General features: G+C 72.6%; 14 protein-coding genes and 1 tRNA gene. 5 read left to right on the top strand and 10 right to left on the bottom strand.

The window, feature by feature from the left end; all coding sequences use genetic code 11:
• Positions 1-75 precede the first annotated feature (75 nt).
• Positions 76-150 (top strand) — tRNA-Cys (locus tag ACIBI4_RS20665).
• Between the two features lie 12 nt (positions 151-162).
• Here ACIBI4_RS20665 and ACIBI4_RS20660 read toward each other — a convergent pair.
• Genes ACIBI4_RS20660 through ACIBI4_RS20650 form a run of 3 tightly spaced genes read right to left on the bottom strand, consistent with a single transcriptional unit; the run spans position 163 to position 1,783 of the window.
• The gene (locus ACIBI4_RS20660) at positions 163-648 is read right to left on the bottom strand and encodes a VOC family protein (RefSeq protein ID WP_399205398.1); all 486 of its coding nucleotides are present in this window, start codon (positions 646-648) and stop codon (positions 163-165) included.
• Positions 649-683: 35 nt separating this feature from the next.
• The gene (locus ACIBI4_RS20655; protein ID WP_399205397.1) at positions 684-1,271 is read right to left on the bottom strand and encodes a GNAT family N-acetyltransferase; all 588 of its coding nucleotides are present in this window, start codon (positions 1,269-1,271) and stop codon (positions 684-686) included.
• Positions 1,268-1,783, bottom strand: a complete 516-nt coding sequence (locus ACIBI4_RS20650) for a GNAT family N-acetyltransferase (protein WP_399205396.1) — start codon at positions 1,781-1,783, stop codon at positions 1,268-1,270. Before ACIBI4_RS20650 ends, ACIBI4_RS20655 begins: the two co-directional genes overlap by 4 nt.
• A 124-nt stretch (positions 1,784-1,907) precedes the next feature.
• Here ACIBI4_RS20650 and ACIBI4_RS20645 point away from each other — a divergent pair, with 124 nt between their 5' ends.
• On the top strand, positions 1,908-2,378 hold the full coding sequence (locus tag ACIBI4_RS20645) for a carboxymuconolactone decarboxylase family protein (RefSeq protein WP_399205395.1): 471 nt from the start codon (positions 1,908-1,910) through the stop codon (positions 2,376-2,378).
• A gap of 12 nt (positions 2,379-2,390) precedes the next feature.
• Here the strand turns inward: ACIBI4_RS20645 and ACIBI4_RS20640 are convergent, their stop codons facing one another.
• The 4 genes from ACIBI4_RS20640 to ACIBI4_RS20625 all read right to left on the bottom strand — a co-directional run bounded on the left by ACIBI4_RS20640 (position 2,391) and on the right by ACIBI4_RS20625 (position 8,992).
• Entirely contained in the window at positions 2,391-4,673 is a 2,283-nt protein-coding gene (locus ACIBI4_RS20640) for a xanthine dehydrogenase family protein molybdopterin-binding subunit (RefSeq protein ID WP_399205394.1), read from the bottom strand.
• Positions 4,670-6,172, bottom strand: a complete 1,503-nt coding sequence (locus ACIBI4_RS20635) for a 2Fe-2S iron-sulfur cluster-binding protein (RefSeq protein WP_399205393.1) — start codon at positions 6,170-6,172, stop codon at positions 4,670-4,672. The genes ACIBI4_RS20640 and ACIBI4_RS20635 overlap by 4 nt, the downstream gene beginning before the upstream one ends.
• Positions 6,169-7,056 (bottom strand): FAD binding domain-containing protein, encoded by an 888-nt coding sequence (locus ACIBI4_RS20630; RefSeq protein WP_399205392.1) that lies wholly within the window; start codon positions 7,054-7,056, stop codon positions 6,169-6,171. The genes ACIBI4_RS20635 and ACIBI4_RS20630 overlap by 4 nt, the downstream gene beginning before the upstream one ends.
• A gap of 289 nt (positions 7,057-7,345) precedes the next feature.
• Positions 7,346-8,992, bottom strand: a complete 1,647-nt coding sequence (locus tag ACIBI4_RS20625) for a beta-N-acetylhexosaminidase (RefSeq protein WP_399205391.1) — start codon at positions 8,990-8,992, stop codon at positions 7,346-7,348.
• 201 nt (positions 8,993-9,193) lie between these two features.
• On the opposite strand from ACIBI4_RS20625, the gene ACIBI4_RS20620 reads away from it, so the two are divergent.
• A complete protein-coding gene (locus ACIBI4_RS20620; protein WP_399205390.1) occupies positions 9,194-9,589 on the top strand; it encodes a hypothetical protein in 396 nt (131 codons plus the stop codon).
• A 121-nt stretch (positions 9,590-9,710) separates the two neighbouring features.
• On the opposite strand, the gene ACIBI4_RS20615 is transcribed toward ACIBI4_RS20620, so the two are convergent.
• Positions 9,711-10,004, bottom strand: a complete 294-nt coding sequence (locus ACIBI4_RS20615) for a DUF3039 domain-containing protein (protein ID WP_399205389.1) — start codon at positions 10,002-10,004, stop codon at positions 9,711-9,713.
• A gap of 53 nt (positions 10,005-10,057) precedes the next feature.
• The gene (locus tag ACIBI4_RS20610; RefSeq protein WP_399205388.1) at positions 10,058-10,618 is read right to left on the bottom strand and encodes a YqgE/AlgH family protein; all 561 of its coding nucleotides are present in this window, start codon (positions 10,616-10,618) and stop codon (positions 10,058-10,060) included.
• Between the two features lie 279 nt (positions 10,619-10,897).
• Between ACIBI4_RS20610 and murA the strand changes: the two genes are divergently transcribed.
• Positions 10,898-12,244, top strand: a complete 1,347-nt coding sequence (gene murA / locus ACIBI4_RS20605) for a UDP-N-acetylglucosamine 1-carboxyvinyltransferase (RefSeq protein ID WP_399205387.1) — start codon at positions 10,898-10,900, stop codon at positions 12,242-12,244.
• A gap of 118 nt (positions 12,245-12,362) precedes the next feature.
• On the top strand, positions 12,363-12,998 hold the full coding sequence (locus ACIBI4_RS20600) for an HAD family hydrolase (protein WP_399205386.1): 636 nt from the start codon (positions 12,363-12,365) through the stop codon (positions 12,996-12,998).
• A gap of 87 nt (positions 12,999-13,085) precedes the next feature.
• Here ACIBI4_RS20600 and ACIBI4_RS20595 read toward each other — a convergent pair whose 3' ends face one another.
• A complete protein-coding gene (locus ACIBI4_RS20595) occupies positions 13,086-13,367 on the bottom strand; it encodes an HU family DNA-binding protein (RefSeq protein ID WP_016645140.1) in 282 nt (93 codons plus the stop codon).
• Positions 13,368-13,606: the final 239 nt, after the last annotated feature.

Raw genomic sequence — 13,606 nt, 5'->3', positions numbered from 1 at the left:
GGCAGTCATGTTGCAGCCCCGCCCGATCCCTTGGCCGGCGCCCTCACGCCGTCCTACCGTCGAGGACATCAACAGGAGCGTGTGCCCGAGTGGTTGAGGGGCTGGACTGCAAATCCAGTGACGCGGGTTCGATTCCCGCCACGCTCTCCATACGGCAGGGGCTCACCCGCCGTCCGCCGCCTCCCGCAGCGCCGCCACGTCGATCTTCTGCATCTTGAGCATGGCCTGCATCGCCCGGCCCGCCCGCTCGGGGTCCGGGTCGGAGAGGAGGCCGGGCAGTTCCTTCGGGATGATCTGCCAGGACAGGCCGTAGCGGTCCTTGAGCCAGCCGCACTGGCTCTCCTCGCCGCCGTCGGCCGTCAGCGCGCCCCAGAGGCGGTCGACCTCCTCCTGGTCCTCGCAGTCCACGTACAGCGAGATGGCCTCGGTGAAGGTGAACTGCGGGCCGCCGTTGAGCGCCGTGAACTGCTGGCCGGCCAGCTGGAAGGCGACGACCATCGCCGTGCCGGGCGTACCCGGACCGGCCTCTCCGTACCGCTGCACCTCGGTGATCTTCGAGTCGGCGAAGAGCGAGGTGTAGAACTCCGCGGCCTCTTCGGCCTGGGTGTCGAACCAGAGGAAGGTGGTGATCTTCTGCGGTGTCGCCATGACGCCTCCTGGGGACGCAGGGCCGGTCGGCCCTCTCAGAGGGGTGGACCGTCGGCGCCCCGCAAACTCATCGCCCGGCGCCCGGTCCGCCCCTCGGTGAGTTCGAGCCGCCACATGATCTCCCCGTCGTGCACGACATCCGTGGAGGCGAGTCCGGCCGCGGCCGCAACGGACGCGGACGCGTGATGGTCGGGGTGCACATGGGCGATCACGGCGGCCAGCGGTTCCTGGGCGAGCGCCACGACCAGCGCGCAGGCCGCCTCACGGGCCAGCCCCCGCCCCTGCCACGGCGTGCCCACGGTCCAGGCGATCTCCGCGATACGGGCCGACGCCTCGTATCCGTCGAGGTGCTCCGGCGCGGGACCGATCGTCGCCTGCACGGCGCCGACCAGCTGCCGCCGGGCAGCCAGCTCGACCACCCAGTTGCACCAGGTGACCTGCGGATCCGGGGAGCCGGTGGCCCATCGCTCGTAACGTGCCCGCAGCTGCTCCTCGGTCTGAGGGGCGCCGCCGATGAACGTGTGCAGCGCGGGATCCCCGAGCACCTGCGCCATCTCGGGCGCGTGCTCGGGCTTCAGGGGCAGCAGGCGGAGCCTGGGCGTCCGCAGCTCGCGGACGATCAAGCCGCCCCCTCGTGCAGCCAGCTGGTGAGCAGCACGCGCCGGCCCTTGGACTCGATCCACTCGCCCTCGTCCTCGACGAGGCGGTAGCCGCAGGCCCGCGCGACGGCGCAGCTCCCCGCGTTGTCCTCGTCGATCTGCAGCCGGATCCCGCGGACGCCCAGCTCCTCGTGGACGTACGTGGTGAGCAGCCGGGTGGCCCGTACGGCGAGGCCCTGGCCGCGGTACTCGGGGCCGATCGCGTACCCGGCCGTGCCGGCCTCCAGGTTCACCATGACCTCGCCGAGCGGCAGTTCGCCGTCGGTGGTCACCGCGAGCCGCAGATGCGTCCCCGCGGCGCGGCGCTCGCGCGCCTTCGCGAGGTGCGCCTCGGCCTCGACGGGCCCGAAGGGCACGGGGATCGGGGTGAACCGGGCGACGTCCTCGTTGTCGAAGATCTTGCACATGGCAGCCAGATCCTCGTCGCGCCACTCCCGCAGCACGAGCCCTTCGCCCTCGATCACGACCGTTTCCATGCGGTCACTGTAGACCGGGCCCGCGGGGCGATTCCGGCCGCCCTGTCACAGGCGCGGGGCCTGCGGCATCCCATGAGTGCAAGCAGCCAGGAGCAGTATTCAGGCCATCACCAGGGAGCCCGTCATGACCGCACGTCTCGACCTGTTCGGCAACGAGCACGGCGCGAAGTTCCTCAAGCACCTCGTCTCGGCGGGGAAGATCATCAGCGATTCGCCGCTGTCGACCGCGTTCCAGGAGCTCATCGCGTTGCGCGTCAGCCAGATCAACGGCTGCGCGATGTGCGTCGACATCCACACCAAGCACCTCGCGCACGAGGGCGAGGACGCGGTCCGTATCCAGCTGGTCGCGGCCTGGCGCGAGGCGACCGTCTACACGGAGCCCGAGCGGGCCGCCCTGGAGCTGGCCGAGCAGGCGACCCGGGTCGCGGACGCGGCGGGCGGGGTGCCGGACGAGGTGTGGGACGCCGCGAGCAAGCACTTCACCGAGGACGAGCTGGTCGCGCTCGTCTCGCTGATCGCGCTCATGAACGCGATGAACCGGCTGAACGTCGCGGTCCGGAACCCGGCCGGGTCGTATGTGATCGGCCAGTTCTAGAACCCCGCCGGCTCAGCCCGTGGGCGCCGCCACCGCCGCCTGCGGGCGGATCGGCAGCCGGTTCACCGGCCGTCCGGTCGCCGCGCGCACCGCTCCCGCCACCGCGGCGGGCGCGGTGACGACGGGGACGGCCGAGGCGGCCTTCGCGCCGAACGGGGCGACCACATCGCGCTCCTCCACCAGCTTGACGATCCGGATGTCCGGGGCGTCGAGCGCGGTGGGGAGCGCGTATCCCGTGAGGTCGGGGTGGCGGATCACACCGCGGGGGGTGCGCAGGTTCTCGGTGAGCGCAGCGCCGACGCCCTGGGTGACTCCGGCCTCGATACGGGCCGCGAGCTGCGCCGGGTTGAGGACCCGGCCGACGTCCTGCGCGACGGCGAGTTCGACGACCCGGACCGAGCCGAGCTCGACGTCCACGTCGACGACCGCGCGGATCGCGCAGAAGGCCAGGCCCACGAAGGCGTCGCCCTGTCCGGTCTCGTCCAGCGGCTCGGTGGGGTGCGGGCGGCACTGGGCGGTGGCCCAGAGCTCCTTGCCGTCCATGGCCTCGGTGACGGTCGTGGAGAGCACACCGTCGTACGAGGTGATCTTGCCGTCGGCGATCTGGAGCAGCTCGGTCGACATCCCGAACTTGTGGGCCAGGGGCTGCAGGAGCTGGGTGCGCACCATCTTCGCGGCGCGTTCGACGGCTCCGCCGGACACCCACGTATGACGGCTGCGGCAGCCCGCGCCGGCCGGCGGCTGGTCGGTGTCGACCGCCGCGACGTGGACCTCCTCGATGCCGAGGGTCTCCTGGACGATCTGGCGGGCGAGCGTGGAGAAGCCCTGGCCGGTCTCGACGGCCGCGCAGATCACGGTCGCGACGCCGTCCTGGACCTTCACGGTCGCGGTCGACACCTCGTCGGCGCCTTCCGCTCCGAGCATGTGCACCATGCCGAGCGCGTAGCCGACACCGCGGCGCACAGCGCCGGGTTCGCCCGCGCCTTCGAGGCCGCCGGGCAGGATCCACTCCTCCTCCGGAGTGTCCTTGGGCAGGGGCGGGAGCTCGAAGTCCCGGACGGCGCGCAGGAGTTCGGCCACCGGGGCCGGGCAGGTCACGGTCTGGCCGGTGGGCAGGATGTCCCCGGTCGCCAGGACGTTGCGCAGCCGCAGCTCGGCCGGGTCGACGCCGAGCTTCGCGGCCAGCTTGTCCATCTGGGCCTCGTACGCCGCGCAGACCTGGAGCGCGCCCTCGCCGCGGACGTGTCCGGACGGCGGGTTGTTGGTGCGCACCGCCCAGCCCTCGATGAAGGCATGCGGCACGACGTACGGGCCGCAGGCGAAGGCGACCGCGGCGGCGAGGGACTCGGCGGAGGCGTCGGCGTAGGCGCCAGCGTCGAGCAGGATCTGCGCCTCGACCTTGACGAGGCGGCCGTCGGCGTCCGCGTGGTGGCGGTAGCGCAGGAGGGTCGGGTGGCGGTGGGCGTGGCCGAGGAAGGACTCCTCGCGGGTCGCGGTGAGCTTGACCGGGCAGCCGGTTTTCAGCGCGAGCAGGCCGAGCGGGAGCTGGAAGCCGGGGTCCTCACGGTCGGCGGTCGCGCCGGGGACACCGGTGACGACGACCTTCACGCGGTCGGGTTCGAGCCCGTAGCAGGCGGCGGCCAGATCGCGGTCGGAGTGCGGGTCGGTGGAGGCGACGTACAGCTCGACGCCGCCGTCGGGGCGCGGCACGGCGAGACCGGCCTCGGCGCCGATCGGCGCGGGGTCCTGGCGGCCGATGCGGTAGAGGCCCTCGACGATGATCTCGCCGGTCGCCTCGGCGTCCCCGTACTGCAGCGGGATGTGCCGGATCAGATTGCCGTCGGGGTGCAACGGCTCGGCCGCGAAGGCCTGTTCGGGGTCGGTGACCGGTTCGAGCATCTCGTACTCGACGACGATCGCCGCCGCGGCCATCCGCGCGGTGTCCGGGTGGTCCGCGGCGACCGCGGCGATCGGCTCGCCGTGGTGCCGTACGACCTCCGCGGCGAACACCGGACGGTCCGCGATCCGCCGACCGTGCGCCGCGTCCCCGGGCACATCCTTGTGCGTGACGACCGCGTGCACACCCGGCATGCTCTCGGCGCCGGAGGTGTCGATCGCGGTGATACGGGCGTGGGGGTGCGGGGAGCGCAGGATCGCGGCCCACAGGAGCCCTTCGGCCCACAGGTCGGAGGCGTACGGGAAGGTGCCCTCGGTCTTCGCCCGCGCGTCGGCGGGCGGCAGCGAGGCACCGAGCCCGTGCAGCTTCTCCTCGGTCACCACGGTCTCACCGCTCACGCCGGCCCTCCGTCCTGCGGATAGTTCACACCGCCGGCACCGGGGGGTGCCTGGTGCGGGATGCGGGCCTGGTCGTCCTCGTCGGGGGCGGACGCCTGGCGTTCGGCGACGACGTCCTTGACCGCTTCGAGCACGCCCTTGTAGCCGGTGCAGCGGCAGAGGTTGCCGCACAGCGCCTGGCGGGCCTCGCGTTCGCTCGGCTGCGGGTTGCCTTCGAGCAGGTCGTGCACGGTCATCGCCATGCCCGGGACGCAGAAGCCGCACTGCACGGCGCAGCTCGCGGCGAGCGCCCGCTGCACGTCCGAGGGCTGTCCGTCCTCGGCGAGACCCTCGACCGTACGGACCTCGGCGCCCGCGGCCGTCGCGGCGGGCACCAGGCAGGAGGCCACGAGCCGGCCGTCGACCTGCACCGCGCACGCCCCGCACTCGCCCTGCGAGCAGCCGTCCTTGGCGCCCGCGAGACCGAGGCGCTCGCGCAGCACGTAGAGCAGCGATTCGCCGATCCAGGCGTCGGCGACGGGGCGGTCGGCGCCGTTCACGCGCAGGACGTAGGAGGCGAGGGGGTGTTCGTCGCCGAAGGCGGAGGGAGGTGCGGAGGGGGCGGCCGGATCGTCGGCGTCGAGGACGGAGGACGCGGCGTCGGGCTGATCGGAGGGCTCGTCGGCGGGCTGGTCCGCGGGCTGAGTGGCCTCCGCCTCGGGGGCCGCGGGCTGCTCCGCCCCGCCGTCCGAAGTGTCCGGTCCGCCGGAGTCCCCCGGCGCCTGCGCTTCCGCGGCCGCGGGCTCCTCGACGCGCACCCAAGGCGCCGAGGCGCCACCGGGCAGCTTCGCGGGGGCGCGCTCGGCCCACTGGTCGACGAGCGCGGACTGGGTGAACTCGCCCGATTCGTCCGGCAGATCGCCTTGCGCGAGCGGAATGGACCACTGTCCGGTGACCTGGCCGTGCGCCCCCGCGTCGGCGGCCGCGGGCTGCTCCCCGTCGGCCCCCTGCGTGAACGACCACTGCCCTGTCATCCCGGCCTCGTGCCGCGGCGCGGGCTCCTGCGGCGCGTTGGGCTCGGGCCACCGCACCGGGGCGGGCGCGGGTTCGGGCGCCGCCGGTTCCGCGTTCATCTGCGGCACCAGCGAAGGGATCACGAAGGTACCGGTCGCCGCCGGATCGGCCGCCGCACCGGGCACCACGGAGATCTGAGGCGGTACGAAGCTGCCGCCGGGCGCCGCGAGCGGGGTGTCGGCGAGCCCTTCGGGGAGCGAGACGAAGGCCGTCGCGTCGGCGTCGTAGTCGCCCTGGCTGGTGGGCTGCCAGCCGCCGTGCCCGTACTCGCCGTCGCCGTGGGCCGGGTCACCGTAGGTGCCGTCACCGTAGGCGCCGTCCCCGTACGGGCCCTCGCCCGTCTGCCCGTTGCTCACGTGCCCGCTTCCGTACGCGTCCCCCGCGCCGTATCCGTTGCCGCCGTACCCGGGAACCCCGGGCACACCGCTGCCGTCACTGCCGCTCATGCCAGCGCCCTCCCCAGAGCCCGCCGGGCCAGGACGGCGACCGTGCGGCGCAGCTGCTGCACGGCGGGCGGCAGCTCCTGCGGGGTGCCGTCGGGCGCCTGGTCGGGGATGCAGGCCGCGGCCACGTAGTCGCCGAAGGCGTGCAGTGCCTCGGGGGCGAGCGCACGGTCCGCGTCCCAGTCGATGAGCGAGGCGATCCAGCGCTCGGCCTCCAGGGGACGCAGCGGCATCGGCGCCACGGCCCCCACCGCGCACCGCACCCCGCGGCGCGCGGGGTCGAGCACGAGGGCGACGGAGGCGAGGGCGCGGCCGGGGCCGGTGCGCCCGGTCGCCTTGAGGAAGACCTGCGGGGCGTGCAGCAGCGGAACCCGTACGAAACCGATCAGTTCGCCGCCGCGCAGCCGCTCCATTCCGGCCAGGAGATGCGAGACGGGCACTTCGCGGCGCGCGCCGTCAGGTCCGGCGACGACGAGGGTGGCTTCGAGCGCGGCGAGCACCGGGAGCGAGTCGCCGGAGGGGGCGGCGGTGGCGATGTTGCCGCCGAGCGTCCCCGCGTTGCGGATCGTGGGCGGTCCGGCCGCGCGGGCGGCGGCCGCGAGCGCGGGGATCAGTGCGGCGAAGTCGGGGCGGCCCATGCGGGCGTGGGTGAGTCCGGCGCCGAGCAGGGCGTGCCCGTCCTGGTACTGCCAGCCGCGGATCTCGGCGATCCGGCCGAGACCGACGAGGGACGCGGGCCGCAGCAGGCCCTTGTTCACCGAGGCCATCAGATCGGTGCCGCCGGCCACGGGCACGGCGGCGGGCATGGCGGAGAGTGCCGCGACCGCCTCGTCGAGCGAGGTCGGCAACGTCACGGACTGCGCCACCTGCGGAGCCTGTGTGGTCAAGACCGGCTGCCCCTTCCCGTGTCCGACTCACGAGCCAGCGTGTATCTACTGCGCCGTACGGTACGTGCTCACTGGCCGGACGTGGCAACTCTGGCACATCTTCCGGGCCCACCGACGCGGGGGTCCAGTAGGACCCTTTCGTACGGGAATTCGCGCAATGCCCGGATTTCATAGGGCATGGTCGACCAGCCCGTACCGCCCTCCGCGGACGCCCGCGCGGGACGCCTGCGGCGGCCGGGCGCCCACCCTCCCAGGGCCGCACCCCCGGGAGTTGCGGACCGTGCTCGCCTCACACGTTCGGGGGCGCCCCCTCGATCGGGCGTCCGAGCACGCCGGGCCGCCGCTGCCACGGCAACGGGCCGCCGGGCGGCCGGAAATCGACGCCGAGCGCCTCAAGTCGGGCGTAGTGCGCGCCCATTCGCCGCTCGAAGTCCGCGACATCGCGCTCGGGACCGGGCGGCAGCGCGCTCCAGGCGACCTCCGCGAAGGCCGCGAGCCGCGGGAACGCCTGGTAGTCCACGCGCGCCTGGCTCTCCATCACCTCGGTCCACAGGTTCGCCTGCGTCCCGAGCACATGTGCGGCCTCCGCCTCGCTGAGCTGCGGGGGCACGGGCTCGAAGCGGTAGACGTCCTGCAGCGTGCGTACGTAGCCGATCGGCATGGGCTCGTCGGCGCCCCCGTCCTGCCGGTGGTCCAAGTACACCTGCTGCTCGGGGCACATGACGACGTCGTGGCCGGCCTGGGCGGCGGCGATCCCGCCCGCGTACCCGCGCCAGCTGGAGACCGCGGCGCCCTCCGCGAGCCCGCCCTCCAGGATCTCGTCCCAGCCGATGAGCCGGCGCCCGCGCCCGGTCAGCCAGGTGTCGAAGTGCCGGATGAACCACGACTGCAGCTCGTCCTCGTCCTTGAGCCCCAGCTCCCGCATCCGCTCCTGCGCGAACGCCGACTGCTTCCACTGCTCCTTGGGGCACTCGTCGCCGCCGATGTGCACGAACGGCGAGACCTCCTCGGGAAAGAGGCCGAGGATCTCCTCGAACACGCCCTCGTAGAAGCGGAGTACGTCCTCGGAGGGCGCGAGCACATTCGGGGTCACTCCCCACGTGTCCCAGACGTCCAGCGCCTCGGTGTCCACGACATCGCGGTTGCCGAGCTCGGGATACGCGGCGATGGCGGCCTGCGAGTGCCCCGGGATGTCGACCTCCGGCACGATCCGGATGTGCCGCTCGCGCGCGTACGCGACGATCTCGCGGATGTCGTCCTGCGTGTAGAAGCCGCCGTGCGGCTTGTCCTCCCACAGCGGGGAGGCGCGGTGCCCGTACTTGGTCCGCGACCGCCAGGCCCCGACCTCGGTGAGCCGCGGATGGCGCTTGATCTCGATGCGCCAGCCCTGGTCGTCGGTGAGGTGGAAGTGGAAGACGTTGAGCTTGTGCGCGGCCATCAGATCCAGGTAGCGCAGGACGCCGTCCTTGGGCATGAAGTGCCGGGAGACGTCGAGCATCATGCCGCGCCATCCGAAGCGGGGTTCGTCCTCGACGACGACCATGGGCACGGCCCACTCGGCACGCCGTTCCACGGGCGCGCGCCGGAAGGCCGCGGGTCCGAGCAGCTGCCGGAAGGTCTGCGCACCCCAGAACACACCCGCGGCGCTGCCGCCTTCGATACGGACACCGGTGTACGCCTCGACGGTCAGGCGGTACGCCTCGGGCGCGAGGTCCTCGTCGACGAGAAGCGTGATCGCGAAGTCGCTGTCCGCCCCGGGGTCCAGCGGCAGCCCGGTCGCGGCGCCGACGGTGGCGCGGAGCCAGCGCGCCACGCCCTCGGTCCCGGGGTGGGCGTGCAGGACCGTTTCGGCGTCAAGCGTGTACCAACCGCCCATGCCCCAGCGGTAGGTGCGCGGTTGCGGAATGAGGGTCGGGAGTTCCTCGGCAGTCGTCATACGTCCGACCCTGCCACGTAGATGGCATACACAACGAGGCTGAATATGTCCCGGTGCCGCACGCCCCGGCTTGAGTGCCCCGGCGCCGCGCACCTGAGTGCCCCTACTCATGCCCGCCCGTCCCGCGCGCACCACGCTGGCCGTACGCAGAGGGTCACCGCCCTCACCGCCCCACCGGCGAGCAGCAACGGAGCACACGCCATGAACCGACCGGCCGTCCCCGCCACCGCACCCCGCCCCATGCCGCCCGGGCTGCGCGAGCTGTACTACCCGTCGCCCCTGCGGCCGCGCCCCTCGTACCGCGGGAATCCGGGGCTGATCCTGCTGGGTGCCGTGTTCTGGGCCGCGTCGTTGCTGCCCGTTGCCTGTGCGGTCGTGCTTCTCGGGCTCGCCATGGTCTGGGGAGCGGCGGCGGGCGAGCCGGTCGGCGACCTGCTCATGACCCTGGCAGGGGTCGGCGCGGTCTGGGCTGCCGTGCTCGCCGCCGTCGCCTTCGCTCCTGGCATCCGCGGCCTCCCGGCCTCGGGCCGGTTCGCCGTCGTCGGCGCGGTGAACTGCCTTGTCACCGCGGGAATGGCCGTGTGGGCCGCGAGCTGACGGCCGCCGCCCGGCGCACCGTGGGCCGCGCGGGCGGCGTGGGCCGCGTGGGCGCAGTCGGCCCCCGGCACACCGCAGCGCACCAGGGGCCGTACAACTCGCAAAGGTCCGGCGGGACGGGCTACTTCTTGCCGCCGCCCTTGCCGTCCTTGTCCTTGCCGCCGTTGTCCCCCATGGACTCGTAGATCTCCTTGCACAGGGGGCAGACCGGGTACTTCTTCGGGTCGCGGCCCGGGACCCAGACCTTGCCGCAGAGCGCGACGACGGGGGTGCCGTCGAGCGCGCTCGCCATGATCTTGTCCTTCTGGACGTAGTGGGCGTAGCGCTCATGGTCTCCGTCGCCGTGCGACACCTGGGGTGTCGGCTCTACGAGGGTCCCCGTACCTGCGCCGCGCTCGGGCTCAAGAGTGCTCATACCTTGAGGCTACCGAAGCCCTCGACCGAACACCCCCGCGCGTCAACCCCGCCTCAGTTGAGCGAGGGGTCGTCGGGATACGTGGCGATCATCGCGAGCTCGCTGCGCTGGCGCCGCAGCACCGCCCGCCACAGCTTCTCCGGCACCGGCGAGGAGACGTCCCCCGGCTCGGACTCCACGACGTACCAGGCACCGTCGGCCAGCTCGTCCTCCAGCTGGCCCGGGCCCCAGCCCGAGTACCCGGCGAAGATCCGCAGCGAGCCGAGTGCCGCCGCGAGCAGCTCCGGCGGGGCCTCCAGGTCCACGAGTCCGATCGCCCCGTGCACCCGGCGCCAGCCGAGCGGACCGTCCTCACCGGGGATGACGGCCACGCCGAGGGCGGAGTCGAGGGAGACGGGTCCGCCCTGGAAGACCACGCCGGGGTCACCGGCGAGCTCCGCCCAGCCTTCGAGGATGTCGCCGACGCCGACGGGCGTGGGCCGGTTGAGGACCACGCCGAGCGACCCCTCCTCGTCGTGGTCGAGCAGGAGGACGACCGCGCGGTCGAAGTTCGGGTCCGCCAGGGCGGGGGTGGCCACGAGCAACCGCCCTGTGAGCGAGGACACCTCGGTCATGGTCGACATGATCCCGCATCCGCGGCCGCGGTGGACAGATACCGGGGCAGTACGGGCTTACGCGCCCCGTATCCGGTGGTGAGCCGGGGGTCGGGGCGACCGCGGGGAACGTTGGGACGCCCGCGCGTCCGGTGACCGTACGCAACTGCGAAGACACCGCTCGTATTGTGGCGAATCCATGACGGTTCCGAACCGCCCGCGGGCTTCCGGAACAGGGGTGTGCGGCCATTACGCTTGCACCTTCGGCCCCCCTGCCCGACTCATCGGAACGCGAGATACATGACCGTCAAAGGCACCGACGACGTACTCATCGTCCACGGAGGAACCCCTCTCGAAGGCGAGATCCGGGTCCGCGGGGCGAAGAACCTCGTGCCCAAGGCGATGGTCGCCGCGCTGCTCGGCCACGAGCCGAGCCGGCTGCGCAACGTGCCCGACATCCGCGATGTCCGCGTGGTGCGCGGCCTGCTGCAGCTGCACGGTGTGACCGTCCGTCCCGGCGACGAACCGGGCGAGCTCGTGATGGACCCCTCGCACGTCGAGAGCGCGAACGTCGCCGACATCGACGCGCACGCGGGTTCGTCGCGTATCCCGATCCTCTTCTGCGGCCCGCTGCTCCACCGCCTCGGCCACGCCTTCATCCCCGGCCTCGGCGGCTGCGACATCGGCGGCCGGCCCATCGACTTCCACTTCGAGGTGCTCCGCAAGTTCGGCGCGACCATCGAGAAGCGCGAAGGCGGCCAGTACCTGGAGGCCCCGCAGCGGCTGCGCGGCTGCAAGATCCGGCTGCCGTACCCGTCCGTGGGCGCGACCGAGCAGGTGCTGCTCACCGCCGTGCTCGCCGAGGGCGTCACCGAACTCTCCAACGCGGCCGTCGAGCCCGAGATCGAGGACCTCATCTGCGTACTGCAGAAGATGGGCGCGATCATCGCGATGGACACCGACCGGACCATCCGGGTCACCGGTGTCGACCGCCTCGGCGGCTACAACCACCAGGCCATCTCGGACCGTCTGGAGGCGGCGTCCTGGGCCTCGGCCGCGCTCGCCACCGAGGGCAACATCTACGTGCGCGGCGCGCAGCAGCGCACGATGATGACGTTCCTCAACACGTACCGGAAGGTCGGCGGCGCCTTCGAGATCGACGACGAGGGCATCCGCTTCTGGCACCCGGGCGGTTCGCTCAACGCCATAGCGCTGGAGACGGACGTCCACCCGGGCTTCCAGACCGACTGGCAGCAGCCGCTGGTCGTCGCGCTCACGCAGGCCGCGGGCCTGTCGATCGTCCACGAGACGGTCTACGAGTCCCGCCTCGGCTTCACCTCCGCGCTCAACCAGATGGGCGCGCACATCCAGCTGTACCGCGAGTGCCTCGGCGGCTCGGACTGCCGCTTCGGGCAGCGCAACTTCCTGCACTCGGCGGTGGTTTCGGGCCCGACGAAGCTCCAGGGCTCCGATCTCGTCATCCCCGACCTGCGCGGCGGCTTCTCGTACCTGATCGCGGCGCTGGCGGCGCAGGGCACGTCCCGCGTGCACGGCATCGATCTGATCAACCGCGGCTACGAGAACTTCATGGAGAAGCTCATGGAGCTCGGCGCGAAGGTCGAACTGCCGGGCGGCGCGCTCGTCTAGTTCCTCAGCTTGTACGCCCCCAGCTACCGCTGGGAGGTGCCCCCGGCGGGGCGGGTGCCGAAGTCGGCACCCGCCCCGTTCGTATGGCCCTCGTTCATCGCCCGCCGTGGAGGCGACCTTGATCACGCTCCCCCGCCCCGCAGCCCTCCTGTCCGACATGGACGGCACGCTCGTCGACACGGAGCACGCCTGGCTCGATGTCGTACGGGAATTCCTCGCGGCGGAGGGCAGGTTGGCGTCCGCGGCGGACCTGGCCCCGTTCGCGGGCGCGACGATCGCGGCGGCCGCGGACCTGCTCGTACGCGGCCAACTGACCGGCCGCCCGCGGGAGGAGACGGCGCGGGTCCTGGACAAGGCGTTCACCGAGGCCGTGGCGGCGGATCTGACGGTGCAGCCGGGGGCGCTCGAGCTGCTCGACCGGGCGCGCGAACTGGGCGTCCCCACGGCGCTCGTGACGTCCTCCGAGCGCCATGTGGCGGACCTCGTCCTCGACGCGCTCGGACGGCACCGCTTCGATGTCTCCTTCGCGGAGGGCGAGTCGGCCCGGGGAAAGCCCCACCCGGACCCGTACCTGAACGCCGCGGCGGCCCTCGGCGTCTCCCCCGCGGACTGCCTGGCGATCGAGGACACCCCCACGGGAGCGACCGCGGCCCTCACCGCGGGCTGCGCCCTCCTGGCGGTCCCTTCCCTCCCGGGAATCACCCCCGGCCCTCGTACGACGATCGTTGCGTCTCTGCGCGACGTCACGTTCTGAGGGCGCCCGCGCGCCGACGCCCGCCGGAAACGACGGAGGGGGTCACCGGGACGCACCCGGTGACCCCCTCCGCGGAAAACCGAAGGCTTACTTGCCCTTGGCGGCTTCCTTGAGCTTCGAGCCCGCCGAAACCTTCACGCTGTAGCCGGCGGGGATGTTGATCGGCTCGCCGGTCTGCGGGTTGCGGGCGGTACGAGCGGCACGGTGGGTGCGCTCGAAGGTGAGGAAGCCGGGGATGGTGACCTTCTCGTCGCCCTTGGCGACGATCTCGCCGACGGTCTCGGCGAACGCGGCCAGCACGGCGTCGGCGTCCTTGCGGGTCACCTCGGCGCGGTCGGCCAGCGCGGCCACCAGCTCACTGCGGTTCATGTTGTTACTCCCGTGTTCTTCTTGCTGTTGAGGCGGTGCCACGCGGCAAAGCCTGTCGGGCACAGCGAAGCCGATGCTGCCAGGGTCCTCGGCGGTCCCGTGACCCGGGTCCGTCGCCGGACCCTCGCGCCCTTCGGGTGCCCCGCGTTCGGAGCCCCTGGGGAAGCATCCTGCCCCCACCTCAGGCGGGAAAGCCAATCCGGCGCCCCGTCAGAGGAGCAGTAGTCACACGAAAAGCA

The sequence above is a fragment of the Streptomyces sp. NPDC050418 genome, from assembly GCF_044458745.1.
In the GTDB taxonomy this organism is placed as follows: domain Bacteria; phylum Actinomycetota; class Actinomycetes; order Streptomycetales; family Streptomycetaceae; genus Streptomyces.
The sequence above is the reverse complement of the archived record's forward strand: the minus strand, read 5'-3'. Positions and strand labels throughout refer to the sequence as shown.